The following is a 21,817-nucleotide window of genomic DNA, read 5'->3' as shown; positions in this document are numbered from 1 at the left end:
CGGTGCAGTATCCGTACCTGTTAGTGGTCTCTCCTCACGTGCGGGTCATCGTGGACTATCTGCCGAAGGCGTTTGCCCGCCAGCAGGGGCTGCATCCGCCGTTAGCGGCGCTACGCGATTTCCAGCCCCGCCGACTTCTTCAGCGCCTCAATCAGCCTCCTCGTCACTCCGGTCAGCTGCTCCGGCGCATAGACCGCATAGAGGTCGGCCGGGATCGCCTGCACCATCGGGCGGAAGGTAACGCCCGGCCAGCTCATCTGCGCGTAGCTGTCGGCCATTATAGTCAGGCCAAGGCCGATACTGACCAGCGCCAGCACCGTCTGGGGCTCCACCGCTTCGCGCACCACCTTAGGGGTGAAACCGGCCTCGGCACACACCTTCTGCAGAAAGGTCCAGTCGGAGTGGACTGCGGTCATGGTGACAAAATCTTCCTCGCGCAGCTGACGAATGTCGATCGCCGGCTGCTGAGTCAGCGGGTGCTCCACGGGCAGCGCCACCATAAAGGTGGCGTCGTTAAGCTTTTCGCTGTGCAGCCCGCACGGCGGGTGGGTCTCCATGCGCCAGATGCCGGCGTCGATCTCGTTGCGCTGCAGCAGCGCCAGCTGGTCGCCCGGTGATTTTTCGTAAAACAGAATTTCGCTTGCCGGGTAGTCCTGCATATAACGGCGGATCGCCGGGCGCAGGCCACCCCAGATGGCGGTGCCGACAATCCCCAGCCGGATGCGCCCGCTCTCGCCCCGGCCTATCTGCTCCACCTCGGCAAAGGCGCACTCGACGCTGTTAAGCAGCGCGCGGGTTTTATTCAGCAGCACCTCCCCGGCGTGGGTCAGCACCACGCTGCGCGAATGGCGCACGAACAGCTGGGTGCCGAGCTGGGATTCAAGCTCTTTGATATGGAAGCTGAGCGGCGGCTGCGACATATTCAGGCGGGTGGCGGCGCGGCCAAAGTGCAGCTCCTCCGCCACCGTCTGAAAGTAGCGCAGCAGCTTGAGGTCCGGGCGGTGCGGGCGGGATGACGGGTTCATGGGGTTTCCATAGCGGGAAACCCCATAATTTACCACCGCATTAGCGGCTTGTACCAGACGGAACGCTAATGGGTGACGGCGGCAGACGCGGCCGGACGCGAGTGTCGCCAGGAGAAGCTGAACTGGAACACCACCGCCAGCACCAGCGCGTAGGCGGCAAACACCAGCCAGATGCTGGTCCAGTCTTTTACCCCGGCCACGGAGAAGTAGTCCACTACCCAGCCGCTGAGGATCGCGCCCAGCCAGGCGCCGACGCCGTTGACCATGGTCATAAACAGCCCCTGCGCGCTGGCCCGCATCCGCGAGTCCACCTCCTGCTCAACAAACACCGAACCGGAGATGGTGAAGAAATCAAACGCGCAGCCGTAGACCACCATCGACAGCAGCAGCACAAAACCAAACGCCGACGGGTCGCCCCAGGCAAACAGCGCAAAGCGCAGCACCCAGGCGATCATGCTCATCAGCATCACCGTTTTGATGCCGAAGCGCCGCAGGAAGTAGGGAATGGTGAGGATAAACGCCACTTCCGAAATCTGCGACACCGACAGCAGCATCGACGGATAGCGCGTCACCAGGCTGTCAGCAAACTGCGGCTGGCGGGCAAAGTCGTGCAGGAACGGGCTGCCGAAGGTGTTGGTGATTTGCAGCACCGCACCGAGCAGCATGGCGAACAGGAAGAACACCGACATGCGCGGATTTTTAAACAGCACCAGCGCATCCAGCCCCAGCCGGCTGACCCAGCTGCGCGAGGGCAGCCCTTTGACGATCGGCGTGGTCGGCAGGGTCAGCGCATACAGCGCCAGCAGCAGCGATGCCCCGGCGGCGATATACAGCTGCACGTTGCTCAGCTCCAGCTGCAGCAGGCTGACCGCCCACATCGCCGCGATAAAGCCGACCGTGCCCAGCACACGGATGGCGGGAAAGTGGCTGACGGTATCCAGCCCGGCCTTCTCCAGCCCGGCGTAGGCGATGGTGTTGGAGAGCGCCAGCGTCGGCATAAACGCCATCGCATTGCCCAGCATCGCCCAGAACATCAGCTGCGGCTGGCTGGCCCCGGCCGCCCACACCAGCATGCCGGCGCAGGTCAGGTGGCACAGCGCGTAGACCCGGTTGGCTGGCAGCCACTTATCGGCGACGATGCCAATCAGCGGCGGCATCAGCAGCGCCGCAATACCCTTGGCGCTGTAGACCAGGCCCACGTCGGCTCCGCGAAAGCCGAGGGTGTTAATCAGATAAGCACCCAGCGTGACCAGCCAGGCCCCCCAGATGAAGTACTGCAGGAACATCATAATCTTCAAGCGTAGTTGTATCGCCATCACGCTGCCCGCCGTTTAGTGTCTGCTCAGGAAAGTTTGCCGAGGAAGCCGCAGATCAGATTGATAAAATTCTGCTTAGAGAGCTGCGCGGCCGCAAGCGTTTGCGCATGGGAGAGCTCAACGTCACCGAGGCCTTCCGCGAGGTTGGTGATCGCCGCTACCGCCACCACTTTCAGGCCGCAGTGGCGGGCGCTGATAACTTCCGGCACCACCGACATGCCGACCACGTCACCGCCGATGATCTGCATCATACGGATTTCGGCGGCGGTTTCGAAGTTCGGGCCGGAATAGGAGACAAACACCCCTTCGGTCAGCGGGAAGCCCTGTTCGCTGGCCACCTGCTGCAGCACGCCGCGGTAGTCAGCATCGTAAGCGTTAGCCAGTGAGAAGAAGCGGTCGCCAAAGCGGTCGTCGTTCGGGCCGACGGTCGGCGTGCCGGGCATGGTATTGATATGATCGTTCAGCGCCACCAGGCTGCCGGGGCCGACCTCCGGGCGCAGAGAACCGGCGGCGTTGGTGGAGAAGAGGATTTCGCAACCGAGCAGTTTAAAAGTACGAATAGCGCTGGTCATCACCGCCATGCCGCGCCCTTCATAGAAGTGGCCGCGCCCCTTCATGCACAGCACCGGCACGCCGGACAGGGTTCCGGCCACCAGCTCACCGGCGTGGCCGTGTACGGTGCTGACCGGGAAGCCCGGCAGTTCGGCATATGAGAACACCACCGGATTTTCGATCTGCTCCGCCAGTTCCCCCAGGCCGGAACCGAGGATAAAGGCCACGCGCGGATTCAGGCCGTTGAGGCGTGAGCGGATAATATCGGCGGCGTAGAACGGGGAATTATCAAGAGAGGTCATCGGCTTAGCAGCTCCATATGTCGGTAGTAAGAAAGTAATGTGACGCTACTCTTATACCGATTTCCTGCAAAGCTTAACCAATACCGTTTAACCACATGATTGATAGCGTAAATGTATCAATTGAAGATCGCGCCCGGGCGGGCCAGCACCTCAGCAATTATTTTGTCGGGGATTGCCTCAAGCCGGCTGCCCTGTCTGGCCTGCATATCAGTAATGACTCCTGAAGACTCCAGAGAGTGCTGCATGGTGGAGCAGGACCTCAGTGTCAGTACAGTTCAAGATGCAGCCTTCCCTGCCCCAGCAACTGCGGCCATAACTCACCCTCTGGCCACCCTGCCTCACGCGCCACCGCATCCAGCGCCGCCCGTACCGCGCTTTCGAGATGGCGCCGGTTGCCACAAAGGTAGATATGCGCGCCGCGCTGCAGCAGCCCGGCAATCTGGTCAGCGTGATCGGCTATTGCGTGCTGCACGTAGTATTTGCTGTCGCCGTCGCGGGAGAAGGCGGTCAGCAGGCTGCTCAGTACCCCGTCGGCCAGATGCGCTTCCAGCTCCTGACGATAAAGGAAATCCACCTCGCGCTGTTTATCACCAAAAATCAGGCAGGTTTCACGCTGCTGCCCGCTGCCCGCCATTTCGCGGGTCAGGCCGATCAGCGGCGCGATGCCGGTGCCGGTACCGACCAGCAGCAGCGGGGCGTCAGCGTCCTCCGGCAGCCAGCAGGCGGGGTTGCTGCGCACAAAGATCTTCACCGCGTCCTGCGCCAGCAGCCAGCCGGTCGCCATCCCCTGCCGCGGGCGGCCGTCGCGCGCGTAGCTGACTTCACGTACACAGAGATCCAGCGTCTGCTCATCGCCGGCCGAGGCGATCGAGTAGGCGCGCGGCAGGCACGGCGACAGGATCTCCAGCAGCTGCGCCAGGCTGACGGAGCCGGGCGGGCAGTGGTCCTGCAGCACGTCCAGCAGGTCTGCGCCCCACAGGTACGCTTCCAGCGCCTTACGCTGGCTGCTTTTCAGCAGCGCCTTCAGCGCCTCGCTGCCGCCCAGCTTCGCCAGTTCGCGCAGCACGCCCTTACTCAGCTGGCGCAGCTCTTTATCGCGCAGCTGGGTAATCGCCCGTTCATCGCCCAGTCCTGCCGCCAGCCCGGCCAGCAGCGTTGGGTCGTTCTCTGGTAAAACCCAGAGCGTATCACCGGCACGATAGCGGATGCCGCTGCCGCGGATATCCAGCCGGATATGCCAGGCGTGTGGCGCACTGCCGCTGAGGTGCGATCGTTCCAGCACCCGGGCGGTAAAGGCGTTCTGCTCACCGTAAGGCGTCACCTGCAGCCGCAGCGCCTGCCCGGCCTCAGCATCGCCCTGCAGCACCTTTTCCACCACCGCCAGCCACTGGCGGAAGAAGTCCTGATAGCCGGCGTCGGCATCTACCCGGTTAATCAGCGCCTGCCCGCCCTGCGCGGCCAGCGCGGCGTCGAGCGCCTTGCTGAAGCCGCAGAACTGCGGATAGGCGGTATCGCCAAGGCCGAAAATGGCGTAGCGCAGGCCGCCGGGCGCGGCGTAGTGCGGCAGCTGCTCCAGCAGCCGGTCGGCGTTGGCGGGCGGTTCGCCGTCACCGAACGAGCTGGTCAGCAGCAGCAGCAGGTCGCCCTCATTCGGCTCCGCCTGTAGCAGCTGGTTCAGTTCCGTCACCTGCGGCGCGAAGGGCTGCAGGAATGTCGCACCGCCCAGGTATTCGGCCAGCGCCCGGGCGTTGCCGGATTCAGAACCGTAAGCGATCAGCACACGTTCGATGGGTTTGTTCATGGCTTAGTTGTCGTAAAATTCGTCGAACTGCTCTTTGGAGAACTCCACCGCGTCAAAGTCGGTCATCAGATCGTTGATCACCCGGCGGATGCTGATGTAAGCGTTGATATTGCCCTGCTGGTCATACAGCGGCTGCACCGTGGTATCGACCACGTACAGGCCACCGCCTTTACCGACGTTGGGGATGATACCGGTCCAGATCTCGCCCGCTTTAATAGTGTCCCACATCTCCTTATAGGTGGCTTTTGGCACCGAAGGATGGCGCACGATGCTGTGCGGCTGGCCGAGCAGCTCTTCGCGCTGGTAGCCGGTCAGGGTACAGAACAGATCGTTAACGTAGGTAATGGTGCCCTGCAGATCGGTGGTGGAGATCACCATCACGTTGTCGAGGGCGCTAATCAGCTGTGCGGAGTCGAGGTTCTGATTCATGTTTCTTTCCTTACGGTAAGCCTGGCCGTCGCGGCCAGTGCCAAGTGGGTAGAGGATGCTGCATCAACCATAAGATGCATTTCAAATACACTTTATACGATCCGCGATCAAAAAAGCAATCAAAAGCCGCGTAAAAAGAAACGGTATTATTGATGTAAATCAATAGATTGAATTATTACCAAAAGGTTAATCAGATGATGCGGGTGGGTTTCGCTTTGCCAGCAGGCAGGTGGCAGCGCGTGTCGCCGACGCCGCATACAGGGCGACTGATGAGAATAAGTATCATTTAATTTACCACTGAAATTACCGATGCTATTATTGGCACTATCCGACGTTCAGACCTGAGCGGCCCTTCCCCCAGCCAGCGGAGTTCCATGAATACACAGCGACATGCCCGCCAGGAACAACGCTTCTCGGTGGCAAACTTTCTTGAATATGGCCAGCGCCACGCCATTGACTACCGCTTTCCGGCGCTGGGCAGCGCGCCGCAGCGTTCGCTTGCCGCCACCGTGGTGCAGGGTTACGTCGACGAGCATCTGTTGCCCTCCGGGCTCAGCGTTACCTGCTCCGACCTGCAGATCGTCCAGCCGTATGAAACCACCTCCGCTGGCCACTCCCCGCTCTATATTCTGGTGGTGGTCAGCGGCTGCGTGCAGCTGTGGCTGAACGGCGAACCCCAGCTAATGCGCGGCGGCATGGCGCTGGCCACCTCAATTGGCGACCGGCTGGAGCTGAAGGCACGCCACGACGCGGGCCAGCGGCTGGTTGCCATCACCCTTGGCATTAATCCGGCGCGGTTTCAACCGGGATCGGAGATCGCCACCCTGCTCGGGGCCTGGCAGCAGCGCTATCCCGGTTCGGAGGTGTGGCAGATCCCGGACCATCTGCTGACCGGGCTACGGGGGGTGCTGCAGCCCTGTGCCGATCCGCTGGTGCGCCAGCTGATGCTGGAGGGGCTGCTGCTGCAGCTGCTGGCGCAACAGCTGCTGGCCGAACCGGCCGAAGCCGCTTCACAGACGGGTACAGCAGGTACAGTATCTCGTTCCGGAATGGCGAAAACTGCGGGTAACACGGCGGCCATCCCGCAGGAAAGCCCACCGGCATTTGCCTCCGCCGCCGCTGAAGCCAGGGCAGACGCGGTGGCGACCGCCGGTATTACCCGGCCCGTTGCCGCCGCATCGCCGCAAAGCGGCATGGCGGTTGCCTCGTTAACCCCACCTTTGCCGCCCGGTGAACGGGCGCGGCTGGAGCAGGTGCGCCAGCTGATCGCCGCCAGCCCCGAGCAACCCCATACGCTGGCAGAGCTGGCGCGGGCGGCGGCGATGAGCCCGAGCAGCCTGCGCAGCAAGTTCCGCCAGGCCTACGGCGACTCGGTGTTTAACTATCTGCGCGACTGCCGGCTGGCGCAGGCCAGGCGCTACCTGCAGCAGGGGCACAGCGTGCAGCAGGCGGCGTGGATGTCCGGCTACCAGCACGCCAGCAACTTCGCTACCGCCTTTCGCCGCCGCTACGGCGTGGCACCCAGCGCGCTGCAGGCCGGTTGAGCAAACACCCGATCCCGGTTGTCCTGTTCGCCTGTGACCGGGGCCCGCCTCATCACGAGCTGACCGGGCTGGCGATAGTTCCTGAAAGCAACGGACATTATCGCCGGGATCCTGACTGTGAATTACGCCGGATAACAGCGCCGTGCCGGTTGCCCCGGCCTCTGTCCGCCCGCTTTTGTCATCCCGCATACGCAATCCGGCAGTTCGCATAGGTGCGAATGCGAATCTTTCAGCAATAATAGCCGCCGCGAATTTGATAAAAACAGAGAGACTTTCTTTATGGCAAGGCACGGTTACCGGCATTTCTCCCTTCTGGCGCTCAGCATTGCGGCCTCCCTCTCACCGCTGGCGCAGGCCGCCACCGCTAACAGCGACGGCACGCTGGTGGTCACCGCCGGTGGCGGTAGCGCCGAAAACAGCGTTGCGCCCTATACCAACAGCGCCAGTAAATCGGCGGTGCCGGAAAGCCGTACCGCGCAGACTATCGATACCATCAGCAAGGCGGAAATTGAGAAGCGCCATGCAAATTCACTGAATGAGATCCTGCGCTACGAAGCGGGCGTGGCGACCGAAATGCGCGGCTCCACCACCTATATGAGTGAGTACAAAATTCGCGGCTTCAGCGCCGAGCACGAGTACTACAACGGGCTGCAGCTGCCGTACAACGTCAGCGGCAATACCAAAGCCGGCATCGATCCGATCCTGATCGAGCAGGTGGATATCCTGAAAGGCCCCTCCTCGGTGCTGTACGGCAACGCCTCGCCGGGCGGGCTGGTGAATATTCAGGGTAAAACGCCGAAAAAAGAGCAGAGCACCGAGGTGGAGTTCACCACCGGCAACCGCGCGCTGCGTGAAGGCACGCTGGACTCCACCGGCCAGATCGCCGACAGCGACTGGAACTACCGCTTTATCGGCAAGGCCAGCGCCGGTGACGATCAGGCACAGACCACCAAACATGAAGGCTATCTGCTGGCCCCGTCCGTCAGCTGGCAGCCGTCAGACCAGACGCGCCTGACCATCGATGCCATCTACCAGGATCAGCCGAGCCTGACGCCGTCCAACCCGCTGCCGCTGGCTTACCTGCGCAGCGGTTCGGCCAGCCGTGATGACTACGCCGGCGACCGCTGGAACGGCTTCAAACAGCGCCAGACGCTGATCGGCTACACCTTCGAGCACCAGTTCGACAGCGGCTGGGGCGTGGTGCAGAAAGCACGTTATGCCCACGTGGAATCATACCAGCGCAGCATCTACTCCACCGGCACCAGCGGCAGCGACACCACCCTGTCGCGCTTTGGTTACACTACCGATGAGTCGCTGAACAACGTTAATATCGACAACCAGCTGACGAAAACGCTCAGCCTGGGCGAGTGGAAACACCATCTGCTGGCCGGCGTTGACTATCAGCGCCTGAACGCCAACTTTAACTATGATTACGGCAGCGTTTATCCGGCGATCGATATGCAGAACCCGGATCACGGCGTGGTCACCGATAACAATCTCGGCCTGTATGCGGCCACGCGCCAGCATATGAGCTTTAACCAGGCCGGTTACTATCTGCAGGATCAGGTCGAGTTTGGCGGGCTGAACCTGATCGCCAGCCTGCGCTACGACGACTACCGCTCCACCACCACCGATCACCTCAACGGTGGTGATAAAAGCTGGGTCGACCAGGATCGCGTCACTAAACGCCTCGGCGCGCTGTACCAGTTCGACAACGGCATCGCGCCGTTTATCAGCTATTCGGAAGGCTTCCTGCCGGTGTCGCCGATTGGCACGCTGAGCGCCACCCAGGTGAAACCGACCACCAGCAAGCAGGTGGAAGGCGGGGTGAAAACGCTGCTGGCCGACTACGCCACCACGCTGACCGCCTCGGTGTTTAAGATCAATCAGAAGAACGTGCTGACCACCGATAACACTTACGTGGGTGGGCTGGCGAACTACCGCCAGACCGGTGAGATCGAATCGAAAGGGTTTGAGTTCAGCGCGGTGAGCCGTCCGCTGGAGAACCTGAACCTGATCGCCAGCTACGCCTATACGCGGGCGATTAACGTGCAGGACGACCGCTATCAGGGCCAGCGCGCCACCCAGGTGCCGGAAAACACCCTGAACCTGTGGAGCGACTACACCTTTGCCAGCGGCCCGCTTAACGGCCTGATGCTTGGTGCCGGGATGCGCTATCAGGGCAAAACCGCGATCACTCCGGACAACTCGGTGCCCGCCATCGGCGGCAATACCCAGTTTGACGCCGCCGTGGCGTACGACATGGGGGTGGTCAGCAACAGCCTGAAGGGCTTAACCGTGAAGGCCGGGGCGCAGAACCTGACCAATAAGTTCACCTACACCTGCTACGACAGCAACTACTGCTGGATCGGCCGCGACCGCAGCTGGCAGGTGGGTGCCAGCTATAAGTTCTGATTTTTTCAGCACCCGGGGGCGGCAGGGAGGCCGCCCGCAATAGCGCAGCAAAGCCAGTGAACAGACCATCGAGGTGGTGACCGTAAAATTAATTAACGAACAAGGTTTTTTACGTTCTTGATTACTACTCTTTCAGTCATGCATTCTTTTGAGAAGATCGGCTACTGAGGAGAGTACCCCAATCACCTCGTCGTCAGAGGGAAGATCGCCGTCGTAAACCAGTTCAGAAAAAGCACCGTGGAAAACACCCCTGATATTTTCCCAGGTTTCAAGTGGCTGGCTGAAAAGCACACTCTCATGCAAAGGCTGATCAAGCCAGATTCCTGCATCTTCGAACTGATCTCTGTCGGCCTGTTTCACAAGATCGACCATATCCAAAAGTTCATCAGAATAAAAAAGCTGACTATATTGTGCATCACGTTTAATCATGCATAGATCATATATATGCCGAATTTTATCAGATAATGCCTGCTGTGGGTCTTCGGACCTGGATGCTCTGACCAATCCTAATATTTTTTCCGCAACCGTTCGTTTGATGTCGAGAACGTTGATTGCAAATCTTTCCAGTCCGAAGCGTGTTATCACCGCATCACCACCCTCAATCAGCCCTTTCCTGATGAATTCTGCAATCAGTGATTCAACAGGCATAGGAGAAAAAGGCTCAGGTGAGGTAAAACTGTTTATTTCAAGCAGAATAACATCCGAGGCGTGACCAAAATCTCCATCAACGATTCGTGGAAACTCATAATAGACTTTCCGGAATTGACTTCCTTTGGACTCACCAGGACTCTCAATATAAGTCAATCCGGCAGAAATCCTTTGCTCAGCGGCCCTTATACGCTTTTTAATCTGGTTATCGCTAAGCGCCCGATGGTTAAACATGGCCAGATCGACATCTTCTGAAAACCTTTGAATCAGACCAAAGACCCTGGATAACGCCGTTCCACCTTTAAAAATAAAATCCTCCCTGAACTCAGACTGGCTTAGCTGGAGAAGGACTCGTGTAACCCAGTAATCCTTCTCGACATAAACCTCTGGGATCTTAAAGTGATCTGCTGTCCGGTTAATCAGTTCAAGAAACATTTCTGGATTATCATGAAGGTTCATTCGACATTCCATTTATCAGCATTATCCCAGGAACCGTCCAGTCCAACTCGGTAGCGGGTAGTCGGATTGAGCTGTTTTTTGATATTCTCCGCTATATTTATATTAATTTTCTCTGTCAACAACCCTAACAAGGCTCTCGTTGCAGGCGAATAAAAACCGGACAGATTAATAATCTCATCAAGATCACTTTTGTCGATATCCTTCAGTTTCCCTGCCATCACCTTCATGACGGATGAAGGATTACTGTCCGGTATTTTCTTAATATCTGAAAGTACATCAAGGATCTCAAGATATTCTCTGTTGGATTCCGAAACAGGCGCTTTAGCTTTCACTAATTTAACTTCGATCGTGCCAAGATTCTTGCGCTGTGGTGATTTGTTACTGGCAATGGTAATCGTTCTGGGTACCTGAGTGGTCAGACCCAGTCTGTTATAGAGGCCTGTTCCCGTAACATAACCTCTCCGCTTGCCATCCTGATAGATGAAGGTGTTCAGCTTCTCAGTATCACTGAGCTGCATTTCGCCAAAAATCCCTTTCTTTGGACGATAAAACTGCCCTTTTGCGAACCTTTTAATGTCGCCATTCTTCACCAGACGACTGACAGCCTTCACCGTAGTTTCAGGATTTGAAAGAAATGGAGATAAATCTCCATAGGTAAAAATTTTACCCGGTTCAAATCGAGTTATCTCATTCTCAACCAAGGGTTTAATCTTCATATTGCTTCCCTCCTGATAAGTATTCTACACCCACCTTAAAAAATAGAAAGTTTTTTTGCAGAAAAACATGACATTTAGAGTAAATGGACCCACCATTTCTTAGCAAGAATATATATTTAACTTATTGTATTTATTACATTAAATTTTAAGCCACAACAACAAATAATCGAAAAATAAGCGAACCAGCAGAGAGAGGAACTGACAGAGTTTAGGAGCAATCCGGCAGCCGCAAAAGACTGCCGAATTAAACCGGACCCGGCAGGCACCGAATCCGTGGTAGCACAGAGCGTTAGCCCAGCACCTTAAAGCGTTTATCGTCTTCGATATAGGTTTTATCTTTCGCCGGGGCCTGGACAGAACCAAAGTTCAGGTGCGCGCGCAGTTTCCAGCTGGCCGGGATATCCCATGCCTCGCGCACGTCGTTGTCGATCAGCGGGGTGTAGTGCTGCAGGTTGGCACCGATCTCCTGCTCGGCCAGCGCCAGCCAGACGGCGTACTGGGCGATGCCGGTGCTGTGCTCAGACCAGATTGGGAAGTTATCGGCGTAGCTCGGGAACTGCTCCTGCAGGCCGGCAATCACGGTTTCATCTTCGAAGAACAGTACGGAACCGGCGGAGGCGGCAAACATATCCATCTTATCGCTGGTGCCCTGGAAATTCTCGGCCGGGACGATTTTGCGCAGCTGCTCGCGGGTGATCTCCCACAGCTTCTTATGCTCTTCACCGAACAGCACCACCACGCGGGATGACTGTGAGTTAAAGGACGACGGTGCCTGACGGACGGCTTCTTTAATCAGCGCTGCAACGTCTTCTTTCGACAGTGGCAGATCGTTACCCAGTACATAGATACTGCGACGCTTCGTGGCGATTTCTAAAAAATGACCCGACATAGTTCCTCCTGGCTGAGTTTCTCCGGGAACACCCCGGAGCCTTTCATACTATGAAAATTCTGATGAAAATGGCAGCCAAAAAATCTGTGGGTGTTGTTAAAAAAAACTGAACGGCCGCGGGCCGCTGCACGGTGGATTGCTTTCGCCTGCGCGATAACGTAATAGTAACCGCTCCTGAAATTGCGCCGTGTTGTGCCATGTCCCATTCCGATCGCTTTTATGAAAAAATTGAAACCACGCTGGGCGTGGATTACATGCTGCGTGCCGGTGAAGGCGTGCCGGTGGACGGCGTGGCGATCCGCCCGCACGTGCATCTGGAACATGAGATTATGTGGTTTCGTCGCGCGCGCGGCGCGTTCTCGATCGGCAGTGAAAAATTCAGCGTGCAGGACAACACCCTGGTGTTTGTTGGCTCGATGGTGCTGCACGATATGGAACTGGAGCACAGCGGCGATCATCAGCGCTTTTTACTGCAGTACCAGCAGGCCGTGCATCATCGCCTGAAATACCCGTTTCAGCTGGGCGATCTGCAGGCCGGTTTTGTGCTGCAGCTTAACCCGCAGCAGGCCGAGCGGCTGCAGTTTCTGTTTACCTGGTTTAGCGAGCTGCACGCCGCGCCGCAGGGCCCGGAGCAGATCGATCCGCTGCTGGTGCTGCTGCTCAACACGGTGTACGGCTGCGGCGAACAGGCTGATAAAGTCATCGTCAGAGGCGATAAGGCAGGCCCGTTCGATACGCTGATTGATTTTGTGGTGTGGCTGGAACACCAGCAGCGCTTTACCCTCTCACTGACCGAGGCCGCCGCCCGCTGCGGGCTCTCCACCAGCCACTTCTCGCGCACCTTTAAAAAGATTATGCAGGTCGGCTTTAAGGAGTATCTGATCCGCAAGAAGATCGCCCGGTCCGCAGAGTTGCTGAGAAACAGCGACCTGAGCATAACCGACGTCGCCTACCGCTGCGACTTTACCGACAGCGCCTACTATTGCTACAAATTTAAAGCGCTGATGGGCGTATCGCCGAAAACCTTCCGCCAGCGCAGCCGCACCACCCGCCAGCTCTCCTCTTACCATGACGTGGCCGTGCTGACGCCTGCCGCCGACGGATAGTGCGTCGCTATCATCATCCGCCTGACCAGGGCTTATCTCTGCGTTACCTGACTGAAACACTGCCAGCACCCTCGCCCGGCTGACCGCCCAACGGCTTCTTTGCAAAACAGTGATCGCCGTTACCCCTCCTGCGCAAGAAAATTATATTCCACTCGTTTTCCACTACATTATTGCGCCCTGATAAGGCCTATTTTTGATATCGCAAGCCCGGCTTGCCTGCCCTGACAATAAAATCAAAAAAGGACTCCCTATGTCTGCACTGACGTTCAGAGAAAAAATCGGTTACGGCCTCGGTGATGGTGCGTCAAACATCATCTGGCAAACCATCATGCTGTTTATGGCCTTTTTCTACACCGACATTTATGGCCTCAGCGCCTACCATATGGGCATTATGTTCCTGGTGGTCAGGGTGCTGGACGCCTTTTTCGACGTCTGGATCGGTTTCCTGGCCGACCATACGCTGACCAGGCATGGCCAGTTCCGCCCTTATCTGCTGTGGTTCGCGTTGCCGTTCGGCGTAATTGGTTCACTGACCTTTTACACGCCGGAGTTCGGCGAGACCGGCAAGCTGGTTTACGCCTATATCTCCTACACCGCGCTGTCGCTGCTGTATACGCTGGTTAACGTCCCCTACTGTGCGCTGATCAACAACCTGTCGCAAAACCCGGCGGAGCGGGTGTCGATGCAGTCTTACCGTTTCGCCTTTGCGGCGCTGGGCGGCGTTCTGGTATCGCTGGTGGCGTTGCCGCTGACCAAAGTACTGGGCGGCGGTAACCTGCAGCACGGCTACTTTTACGCCATGCTGCTGATGGGCGGGCTCAGCACGCTGATGTTTTACCTCTGCTTCGCCATGACCCGCGAGCGCTATATTCGCCCGGTAGACCGCAGCCAGAAGTTTAGCAGCGTGTTCAGCGAACTGCGCTATCTGGCGGCGGATGCCAACTGGCGCAAGCTGTTTACTCTCAACGTGGTAAACCTGACCGCCGGGATTTTAAAAACCGGTGGCGCCATGTACTTCGTGACGTATTACCTGCAGCGCCCGGAGCTGGTCAGCGTGGTGCTGACGCTGATCCTCGCCGCCAAGTTTTTTGGCTCAATGCTGACCCCGCTGGTCGCAAAACGCATCGAACGGCTGCGGGCTTATAAACTGGCGATGTCGCTGCAGGCGCTGATTATGATCGGTCTGTTTTTTGTCCCCTCGCAGCAGGCCGTCGCCATCTGCGCTCTCATTGGCATTATCCACCTGATTAACTCAATGGCCACGCCGCTGCAGTGGAGCCTGCTGAGCGACATCATTGACCATGTTGAACGGCAGGCGGCGAAATCATTTAGCGGGCTGGTGTTCTCCACCAATATCTTCGCCATTAAGGTTGGCATCGCCATTGGCGGTGCGCTGATGGGTTGGATATTAACGTTCGGCGGCTATACCGGGGGCGCGACACTACAGAGCGAGAGCGCCGTGCTGTGCATCCGGCTGATTTTCACCGTGATCCCCGCACTGCTGCTGCTCAGCCTGATCCTGATACTCAGAAACTACCGCCACCACCCCGTTGCTGCCGAACACGCGCCGGCAAGTCCGCAACCCACCGTTAGCGCACTGGCTGACGCTCAGGGAGAGATAAAATGACCACCATTACCAATCCGATTCTGCCCGGATTCAACCCGGACCCGTCGATACTCTTTGCCAACGGCGCTTACTATATCGCCACGTCGACCTTTGAGTGGTTTCCCGGCGTGTGCCTCTATAAGTCGTATGATTTAAAGCACTGGTCGCTGATAGCCCATCCGCTTAACCGGGTCAGCCAGCTGGATATGAAGGGCAATCCGGACTCCGGCGGCGTTTATGCCCCCTGCCTGAGCGAAAAAGATGGCGTGTTTTACCTGGTCTACAGCGACGTGAAAAACCTCAGCGGCCGCTTCTGGGACGTCAACAACTACGTGGTCACCACCCGCGATATCGAAGGCGAGTGGTCAGAGCCGGTCTACCTGAACGGTCGCGGCATCGACCCGTCGCTGTTTCACCACGCTGACGGCAGCACATGGCTGGTGAGCATGGAGATGAGCTACCGCGACGGCGGCAAGCCGGGCTTCCCGAAGTGGAACGGCATCATCATCCAGCAGTATGACCCGCAGCAGCAGCGCCTGACCGGCGAGTGCCGCACGATCTACGGCGGCAGCGAGCTGGGGATCACCGAAGGGCCGCATCTCTATCAGCGCGACGGCTGGTTTTACCTGCTGACCGCCGAGGGCGGCACCTTTTACAACCACGGCGTAACGATGGCGCGCTCGCGTAATTTACTCGGCCCCTATGAGACTGACCCGATCGGCCAGATGCTGACCTCGCGCTACGACTGCCGCCTGCCGCTGCAGCGCACGGGCCACGCCGACTTGGTGCAAACGCCGCAGGGCGACTGGTTTTTGGTGCACCTGTGCGGCAGGCCGCTGCCGTCACGCGGCCGCAGCACCATGGGGCGGGAAACCGCTATCCAGGCGGTGTACTGGAACGAAGAGGGCTGGCTGCGCCTGGCGAATGAAAAGACCACGCCGGAACTGCAGGTGTGGTCGTCGCTGCCGGAACACCCCTGGCCTGCGCTGCCCGTCCGCGATAACTTTGACGATCCAGCGCTACCCTTGCACCTGCAGACCTTACGCATCCCGCTGGCGGAAGCGGTCTGCAGCCTGCGGCAGCGCCCGGGATGGCTGCGGCTGTACGGCCGCGAATCCCTCAGCTCGCGCCACTGCCAGAGCCTGGTGGCGCGGCGGCAGACGGATTTCGCCTTCACCGCGCAGACCCGCGTCGATTTCCAGCCGACCTCGTTCCAGCAGATGGCCGGGCTGGTGTGTATTTACGACACCACCCACTACCTCTATCTCTACCTGACGCGCGGCGCTGACGGCAGGCGCGTCGTTAATCTGATGATTAACGATCTCAACCGGCTCAGCCAGCCAACGGAAAGCGGCACGGAAACGGGCCATGACGGCCCGGTGTATCTGAAAGTGGAGGTCAGCTTCGATGCGGCGTTCTTCTTCTGGTCCGCCGACGAAACCACGTGGCATCCGGTCGGCGGCTATGTTGAGTTCAGCAAACTGTCGGACGAATACTTTAAAGAGCGCGGCATTGAGCGCTTTACCGGCACCTTCGTCGGCCTGTGCTGCCAGGACTTTACCGGTGAAAACGCGTATGCCGACTTCGATTACTTTGAGTACCGGGCGGAGGGTGAGGAGGTGTAGAACCGGACAGAATACTACTCCGTTGAACTGACCTGACCATGGACCCGTTGCGCCGGCAAGACTCAGGGCCGGACAAAGGGCCCGTGTGGTGGCGTGCTTACTTAGCGATCGTCTCCGTTGCGGTGTGCGTCAGCGCGCTGACCGCCGCGCTGGCTTCGGCCAGCCGCTGCGGCACCAGCTTGTAGAACACCCAGTTTTTGATGCGTTTTGAGGTTACCAGCCCGGCCTTCGCCAGCAGCTGCAGGTGGCCGGTAACGGTCGGCTGGCTGAGGCCAAGCTTTTCGGTGATAAAGCCGACGCAGACGCCATCCTCAACCAGATCGCCGTCGCGCTGGGCGGGAAACCAGGCGCACGGATCGGCCAGCCAGTGCAGTATCATCAGCCGCTGTTCGTTGCCCATCGCCCGCAGCAGTTCTGCCGTGGTCGTCATCTGCTTGTTCATATAGCCAAATACCTATATAGTTATTTCACAATACACTTACCGAGCCACTACTATGACAGACCCACAGCAAACGGCAACCGACACGGTCAGCGTGCAGGATATTGTTGCCGCTGCGGAGCGCATCCGTTCCACGGTGCGCACCACGCCGTTAGATCCCTCCCCCGCCCTCTCGGCACGCATCGGTGCGGAGCTGCGCCTCAAGCTGGAGAGCCAGCAGCTGACCGGCAGCTTTAAGCTGCGTGGAGCGACCAACGTGCTGGCCAGCCTGACGCCCGAACAGCGGCAGACCGGCGTGATTGCTCCCACCGCCGGCAACCACGGGCTGGGTCTGGCCTGTGCCGGCCATGCCACCGGCGTGCCGGTCAGCATCTACCTGCCGCACGCGGCAGATCCGGGCAAGGTCGCCACCATGCGCGATTTTGGCGCGCGCTTAACCTTCTTCGACGACGTTGAACAGGCTCGCCATGCGGCGCTGACTGAGGCGCAACGCTCGGGTGCCGTCTTTGTGTCGGCCTACAACAACCTCGCCATGGTGGCCGGCGGCGGCACGGTCGGGCTGGAGATCCTGCAACAGTGGGCCGACGCGGAGATCATCCTCGTCAACATCGGCGGCGGCGGTCTGGCGGCCGGGATCGCAACGGCGGTGAAAGCGATCAATCCGGCGATTGAAGTATGGGGGATTCAGAGCGAGGCCAGCCCAACCTTCGCCCGCTGGATGGATGCGGGTGAACCCGTGCCGGTTGCGCACAGCCCGTCGGTTGCCGAAGGCGTCAGCGGCCCGATTGAAGCCTCCACCCTCACCTGGCCGCTGGTGCGCGACCGGGTGGATCGGGTGCTGACCGTTTCGGAAGCGGAGATCAAAGCCGCGATGCGCATCCTGCTTGACGTTGAGCGCCAGGTCGCTGAACCGTCCGGCGTACCGGCGCTGGCCGGGGCGCTGCGCTATGCGGGGGAGATCGCCGGACGCCGCACCGTGGCGGTGATCAGCGGCAGAAACGTGGCGGGTTCGCGCTATCTGTCGCTGCTTAACGACGCCTGATCGGCAACGTCAGCCCGATCGGGCTGGCTGCTGTAGCCCGCCTGATCGGCAATGGAACCTGTCAGCCCAACTGCATTAGCCATCCTGACCGGCAATGATGACCTGTCATCTCCACTGCATTAGCCATCCTGACCGGCAATGATGACCTGTCAGCCCAACTGCATTAGCCAGCCCTGACCCGTCAGGTCGGCGGCGTTACTTGTCTGCCTCAGCGCTCAGCCCGCAAATGACTGTAGCGAAGCCACGGTGGCGGTGGATCCGCCACAGACAATCACCAGCACGTTGTTCACCCCGTCCAGCGGCAGCTTCCGGCAGTACAGCGCCGCCAGCGCCGCGCCGCAGGCGGGTTCCACCAGCACGCGCTGGTCGTCCAGCAGGCTCAGGCAGGCATCCACGGCCTGACGATCGCTGACGGTAACGGAGGTAATATTCAGCTCACGGCTCAGATCCACGGCACGCTGGCACACCTGCCGGGCACCCAGCGACGTCGCCACGCCGGACAGTTGCGCCAGTTCCACCGGCTGGCCCGCCGACAGCGCCGCCGCATATGACGCCATCCCCCCGGTTTCGACGGCATACACCGGCACATCCTGTAACCCGTTACGCAGCAGCCCTTCGCCCACGCCGGCCAGCAGGCCACCGCCCCCTACCGACAGCACCACCGCATCCGGCCGCACCCCAGCCGCCACCACTTCATCAATCATCGTCGCGTGGCCCTGCCACAGCAGCGGATCGTCAAACGGATGGATAAAGGCATCGTTGTCGGTCAGCAGCGACAGCGCCAGATCGTTCGCTTCTGCCCAGGTGCTGCCATGTACCCGGACCTCCGCCCCTTCCAGCACCAGCAGCTGGCGGGCGCGGACGGAGGCGGTTTCCGGCACCACCACGATGACCGGTACGCCAAGCTGCCGCCCGGCATAGGCCACCGCCAGCCCGGCGTTACCGCCGGAAGAGGAGATAAAGCGGCGGGCACCGCGCGCGTAGTGGGTTTCACAGGCGTGGCCGACGCCGCGAATTTTAAACGAGCCGGAGGGCTGCAGCGCCTCCATCTTCAGCCAGACGCGGGTCTGATTCAGCTGTCCAGGCGGCAGCGACTCCAGCAGCGGAGTGGTGATACTCAGTGGCATGTAACGCTCCATCGGAAAAGGGGATCCGGCAAAGGGATAGCGAGGATTTATTTCAACAAAATAGTGAAATTAACTCGAATTGTTCTTAAAGGGCGTGGAGTAAATTACGCTTACAGACCACTTAAATCAACAATTTGTTTAAATAGTCTGACAGCTCAGCTGCTGTCCTGCTCAGCCCCCGCGAATCGTCCCGCGCCAGATAAATTCGGCCTGATAGCTGCGCGTCTCACCGGCGGTTTCCAGCCCCGCGTTCGCGCTGTCCCGCTCCTCCTTGCGCTCCTGCGCCACCAGCCACTTCACCGCGTCCTCGGCAAACAGCGCCACCGGTTGGGTGAAGGTGGTGAGGTTATACGAGGACCAGCTGGCCTGCGGGATATCATCGTAACCGGCGATGCAGAGGTCTTCAGGGATGCGCAGGGCAAAGCGGTGCCGCGCCTCGTCCATAAAGCCGCAGGCCAGCAGGTCGGTGACGCAGAACACCGCGTCCGGGCGGTCGCGGCGGGTCAGCAGCCGGTGGGCGAGGATCTGCCCGCTCTCGTAGGAGGTGGTGCCAAAGCGCTCGACGCTGACCTGCAGCCCGGCCGCTTCCGCCGCCTGCACAAATCCCTGTTCGCGCGCCATCAGGCTGGGCGTGCCGGCCAGCGAGTTGGCAAAAGCCAGACGGCGGCAGCCGGCGCGGGCGAAGGCCATCACCACCCGGCTGGCGGCCTCCTGACTGTCCTGATTGATGCTCAGCGACCCCGGCAGCACGTCATTACGGTTGATCAGCACCAGCCGCTGGCCGTGCCTGTGGCACAGGCGGGCGATGGCGCTGTCCGGCATGCCGGAGAGCAGAAACGAGGCGTCGGCGCGGAAGTTAATCGCCTGCTGCAGCGCGGCGGCCACGCTGTCGTCGGAGCGGTCGGTGTTAATCAGCATGGTGATCTTACCGGCCGCCTGCAGCTGCAGGGTCAGCAGCCGCACCAGGCTGGCGCGGTACGGGGTAGCCAGCTCCGAGACGATCAGGCAGATGATGCCGCTGCGGTGGCTGACTAACCCACGCGCCAGATGGTTGACGTGATAGCCGAGCGATTCCGCCGCCTGCATCACCCGTTTACGGGTGGCTGGCGATACGCTGGCTCCCGGCGTGAAGGTGCGTGACACCGCCGAACGCGACACGCCGGCCAGGTCGGCCACATCTTTTGCACTGACTACCGCCTTCTCCACTGCCATGTTGCACCCCCTGGTAAACGAAAACTGATTTTGTCGCAGTTTGCACGCCTGTGCAAACAAGATTGTTACAATATTGTTCTGTTTTTGTGACGCAACCACTGAAATGCCATGTAACGCGATTGACAGGTTAATTGTTGTCCATTAATTAATTGCACACAAGTGCAAAAAAACTCCGGCGACACCGTATCGCCACCCTACAGAACCAAGGAGAACACTATGTATCGTCTGACCCTGATTGCAGCAGTCGTCGCCGGATCCGCCTTCGCCGCCCCGGCCCAGGCGGCCGGCAAGCTGAATATGATCTGTTCCGCCGACGTGGTGGTGTGTGAGCAAATGACCAACCTGTTTGAAAAGCAGCACCCGGATATCAAGGTCAGTATGGTGCGGCTCTCCGCCGGGGAGGCCTACGCCCGCATCCGCACCGAAGCGCGGAACCCGCGCACCGATATCTGGTGGGCCGGCACCGGCGATCCGCATATGCAGGCCGCCGACGAAGGGCTGACCCAGCCTTACCAGTCGCCGCTGCTCGGCGAACAGCAGGAGTGGGCGCGCAAGCAGGCAGAGAGCGCCGGTTACCGCACCGTCGGCGTCTACGCGGGTGCGCTGGGCTGGGGCTATAACACCAAACTGATCGCCGATAAAAAGCTCAAGGCACCGGCCTGCTGGGCCGACCTGCTCGACCCGGCCTACAAAGGCGAGATCCAGATGGCTAACCCGAACTCCTCCGGCACCGCCTATAACACTCTCGCCACGCTGGTGCAGATTATGGGCGAGGAGAAAGCCTTCGACTATCTGAAAAAGCTTAACGCCAATATCTCGCAGTACACCAAATCCGGCTCTGCCCCGGTGAAGGCGGCGGCACGGGGCGAAACCACCATCGGCATCGTGTTTATGCACGACGCGGTGGCGATGCAGGTGGACGGCTTCCCGGTCAAGGCGGTGGCCCCGTGCGAAGGCACCGGCTATGAGATTGGTTCGATGTCGATCGTCAAAGGCGCGCGCAACCTCGCCAGCGCCAAAGTGTGGTACGACTGGGCGCTGAGCGCCGACGCCCAGTCGCATATGAAAGACGCCAAATCCTTCCAGCTGCCGTCCAACAGTAAGGCGGAGATCTCCGAATACGCGCCGCGCTTCGAGAACATCAAGCTGATCGACTACGACTTCAAAACCTACGGCAACTCTGAAAAACGTAAAGAGCTGCTCAGCCGCTGGGATAAAGAGATCGGTGCCAGCGCGCAGTAACGCCTCCCACCCTGACCTCTGACGCCGTGCGGCCAACCCGATGCGCCGCACGGCCTGTTCCCTGACACCCGATGACCGAGGTGAAAATGAATGCGCAAAACCGCCGCCTGAACGGGGCTTTGCTGCTGGGTGCCTGCGCCCTGCTGCTGCTGCCGTGGTACAGCCAGGAAGCCGGCTTTTTCGATTTCGGCTGGCTGAGCACGCTGTGGAGCGATGCTGACAGCGCCCCCGCACTGTGGCAAATCGTCCTGTTTGAGCGCCCGTGGCTGGCCGTTGCCGTGCTGATGCTGGCGCTGTGCGGGCTGGCCCGCCTGCAACAGGC

Annotated in this window: 18 protein-coding genes and 1 pseudogene; 8 read left to right on the top strand and 11 right to left on the bottom strand. The window is 59.7% G+C overall.

Annotation, left to right across the window (positions count from 1 at the left end):
* Positions 1–110: 110 nt before the first annotated feature.
* The 5 genes from NV64_RS18300 to NV64_RS18280 all read right to left on the bottom strand — a co-directional run bounded on the left by NV64_RS18300 (position 111) and on the right by NV64_RS18280 (position 5,425).
* Positions 111–1,025 carry a LysR family transcriptional regulator gene (locus NV64_RS18300; protein ID WP_056232938.1) on the bottom strand — a complete coding sequence of 305 codons (915 nt, stop codon included), beginning with the start codon at positions 1,023–1,025 and terminating at the stop codon, positions 111–113.
* 65 nt (positions 1,026–1,090) lie between these two features.
* Positions 1,091–2,341 carry a nucleoside permease gene (locus tag NV64_RS18295; protein ID WP_101506488.1) on the bottom strand — a complete coding sequence of 417 codons (1,251 nt, stop codon included), beginning with the start codon at positions 2,339–2,341 and terminating at the stop codon, positions 1,091–1,093.
* 26 nt (positions 2,342–2,367) lie between these two features.
* The gene (gene xapA, locus NV64_RS18290) at positions 2,368–3,195 is read right to left on the bottom strand and encodes a xanthosine phosphorylase (protein WP_056232943.1); all 828 of its coding nucleotides are present in this window, start codon (positions 3,193–3,195) and stop codon (positions 2,368–2,370) included.
* Between the two features lie 265 nt (positions 3,196–3,460).
* Entirely contained in the window at positions 3,461–4,996 is a 1,536-nt protein-coding gene (locus tag NV64_RS18285) for a sulfite reductase flavoprotein subunit alpha (RefSeq protein ID WP_056232945.1), read from the bottom strand.
* Between the two features lie 3 nt (positions 4,997–4,999).
* The gene (locus NV64_RS18280) at positions 5,000–5,425 is read right to left on the bottom strand and encodes a PAS domain S-box protein (RefSeq protein ID WP_056232947.1); all 426 of its coding nucleotides are present in this window, start codon (positions 5,423–5,425) and stop codon (positions 5,000–5,002) included.
* Between the two features lie 374 nt (positions 5,426–5,799).
* On the opposite strand from NV64_RS18280, the gene NV64_RS24195 reads away from it, so the two are divergent.
* Both NV64_RS24195 and NV64_RS18265 read left to right on the top strand, forming a co-directional pair.
* A complete protein-coding gene (locus NV64_RS24195) occupies positions 5,800–6,969 on the top strand; it encodes a helix-turn-helix transcriptional regulator (RefSeq protein WP_233209033.1) in 1,170 nt (389 codons plus the stop codon).
* A gap of 279 nt (positions 6,970–7,248) precedes the next feature.
* A complete protein-coding gene (locus tag NV64_RS18265; RefSeq protein ID WP_056232951.1) occupies positions 7,249–9,384 on the top strand; it encodes a TonB-dependent siderophore receptor in 2,136 nt (711 codons plus the stop codon).
* Positions 9,385–9,516: 132 nt separating this feature from the next.
* On the opposite strand, the gene NV64_RS18260 is transcribed toward NV64_RS18265, so the two are convergent.
* The 3 genes from NV64_RS18260 to NV64_RS18250 all read right to left on the bottom strand — a co-directional run bounded on the left by NV64_RS18260 (position 9,517) and on the right by NV64_RS18250 (position 12,096).
* The gene (locus NV64_RS18260) at positions 9,517–10,491 is read right to left on the bottom strand and encodes a nucleotidyl transferase AbiEii/AbiGii toxin family protein (RefSeq protein WP_056232953.1); all 975 of its coding nucleotides are present in this window, start codon (positions 10,489–10,491) and stop codon (positions 9,517–9,519) included.
* Entirely contained in the window at positions 10,488–11,207 is a 720-nt protein-coding gene (locus NV64_RS18255) for a DUF6088 family protein (protein ID WP_056232955.1), read from the bottom strand. The genes NV64_RS18260 and NV64_RS18255 overlap by 4 nt, the downstream gene beginning before the upstream one ends.
* Positions 11,208–11,496: 289 nt before the next feature.
* Positions 11,497–12,096: a nitroreductase family protein gene (locus tag NV64_RS18250; protein WP_056232956.1), complete on the bottom strand. Its 600-nt coding sequence runs from the start codon at positions 12,094–12,096 to the stop codon at positions 11,497–11,499.
* Positions 12,097–12,293: 197 nt separating this feature from the next.
* Here NV64_RS18250 and NV64_RS18245 point away from each other — a divergent pair, with 197 nt between their 5' ends.
* The 3 genes from NV64_RS18245 (at position 12,294) to NV64_RS18235 (ending at position 16,433) form a co-directional block, all read left to right on the top strand.
* Positions 12,294–13,202: a helix-turn-helix transcriptional regulator gene (locus tag NV64_RS18245; RefSeq protein ID WP_056232959.1), complete on the top strand. Its 909-nt coding sequence runs from the start codon at positions 12,294–12,296 to the stop codon at positions 13,200–13,202.
* A 250-nt stretch (positions 13,203–13,452) separates the two neighbouring features.
* Positions 13,453–14,829, top strand: a complete 1,377-nt coding sequence (locus NV64_RS18240) for a glycoside-pentoside-hexuronide (GPH):cation symporter (RefSeq protein WP_101506487.1) — start codon at positions 13,453–13,455, stop codon at positions 14,827–14,829.
* Positions 14,826–16,433: a glycoside hydrolase family 43 protein gene (locus NV64_RS18235; RefSeq protein WP_101506486.1), complete on the top strand. Its 1,608-nt coding sequence runs from the start codon at positions 14,826–14,828 to the stop codon at positions 16,431–16,433. The genes NV64_RS18240 and NV64_RS18235 overlap by 4 nt, the downstream gene beginning before the upstream one ends.
* A 97-nt stretch (positions 16,434–16,530) precedes the next feature.
* On the opposite strand, the gene NV64_RS18230 is transcribed toward NV64_RS18235, so the two are convergent.
* Positions 16,531–16,875: a helix-turn-helix transcriptional regulator gene (locus tag NV64_RS18230; protein ID WP_056232966.1), complete on the bottom strand. Its 345-nt coding sequence runs from the start codon at positions 16,873–16,875 to the stop codon at positions 16,531–16,533.
* 52 nt (positions 16,876–16,927) lie between these two features.
* Between NV64_RS18230 and NV64_RS18225 the strand changes: the two genes are divergently transcribed.
* Positions 16,928–17,914 carry a threonine/serine dehydratase gene (locus NV64_RS18225; protein WP_082502284.1) on the top strand — a complete coding sequence of 329 codons (987 nt, stop codon included), beginning with the start codon at positions 16,928–16,930 and terminating at the stop codon, positions 17,912–17,914.
* A 215-nt stretch (positions 17,915–18,129) separates the two neighbouring features.
* On the opposite strand, the gene NV64_RS18220 is transcribed toward NV64_RS18225, so the two are convergent.
* Together NV64_RS18220 and NV64_RS18215 are read right to left on the bottom strand one after the other, a co-directional pair.
* Entirely contained in the window at positions 18,130–19,041 is a 912-nt protein-coding gene (locus tag NV64_RS18220) for a pyridoxal-phosphate dependent enzyme (protein WP_056232968.1), read from the bottom strand.
* Between the two features lie 171 nt (positions 19,042–19,212).
* Complete coding sequence (locus NV64_RS18215; RefSeq protein WP_101506485.1) at positions 19,213–20,253, bottom strand: LacI family DNA-binding transcriptional regulator; 1,041 nt, start codon at positions 20,251–20,253, stop codon at positions 19,213–19,215.
* Positions 20,254–20,469: 216 nt separating this feature from the next.
* Between NV64_RS18215 and NV64_RS18210 the strand changes: the two genes are divergently transcribed.
* Positions 20,470–21,495 carry an ABC transporter substrate-binding protein gene (locus tag NV64_RS18210; RefSeq protein ID WP_101506484.1) on the top strand — a complete coding sequence of 342 codons (1,026 nt, stop codon included), beginning with the start codon at positions 20,470–20,472 and terminating at the stop codon, positions 21,493–21,495.
* An 86-nt stretch (positions 21,496–21,581) separates the two neighbouring features.
* Positions 21,582–21,817, top strand: a pseudogene (locus tag NV64_RS18205) (iron ABC transporter permease); the annotation flags it as partial.

Source organism: Erwinia sp. B116 (genome assembly GCF_002865965.1).
Classification (GTDB): domain Bacteria; phylum Pseudomonadota; class Gammaproteobacteria; order Enterobacterales; family Enterobacteriaceae; genus Erwinia.
The sequence above is the reverse complement of the archived record's forward strand: the minus strand, read 5'-3'. Positions and strand labels throughout refer to the sequence as shown.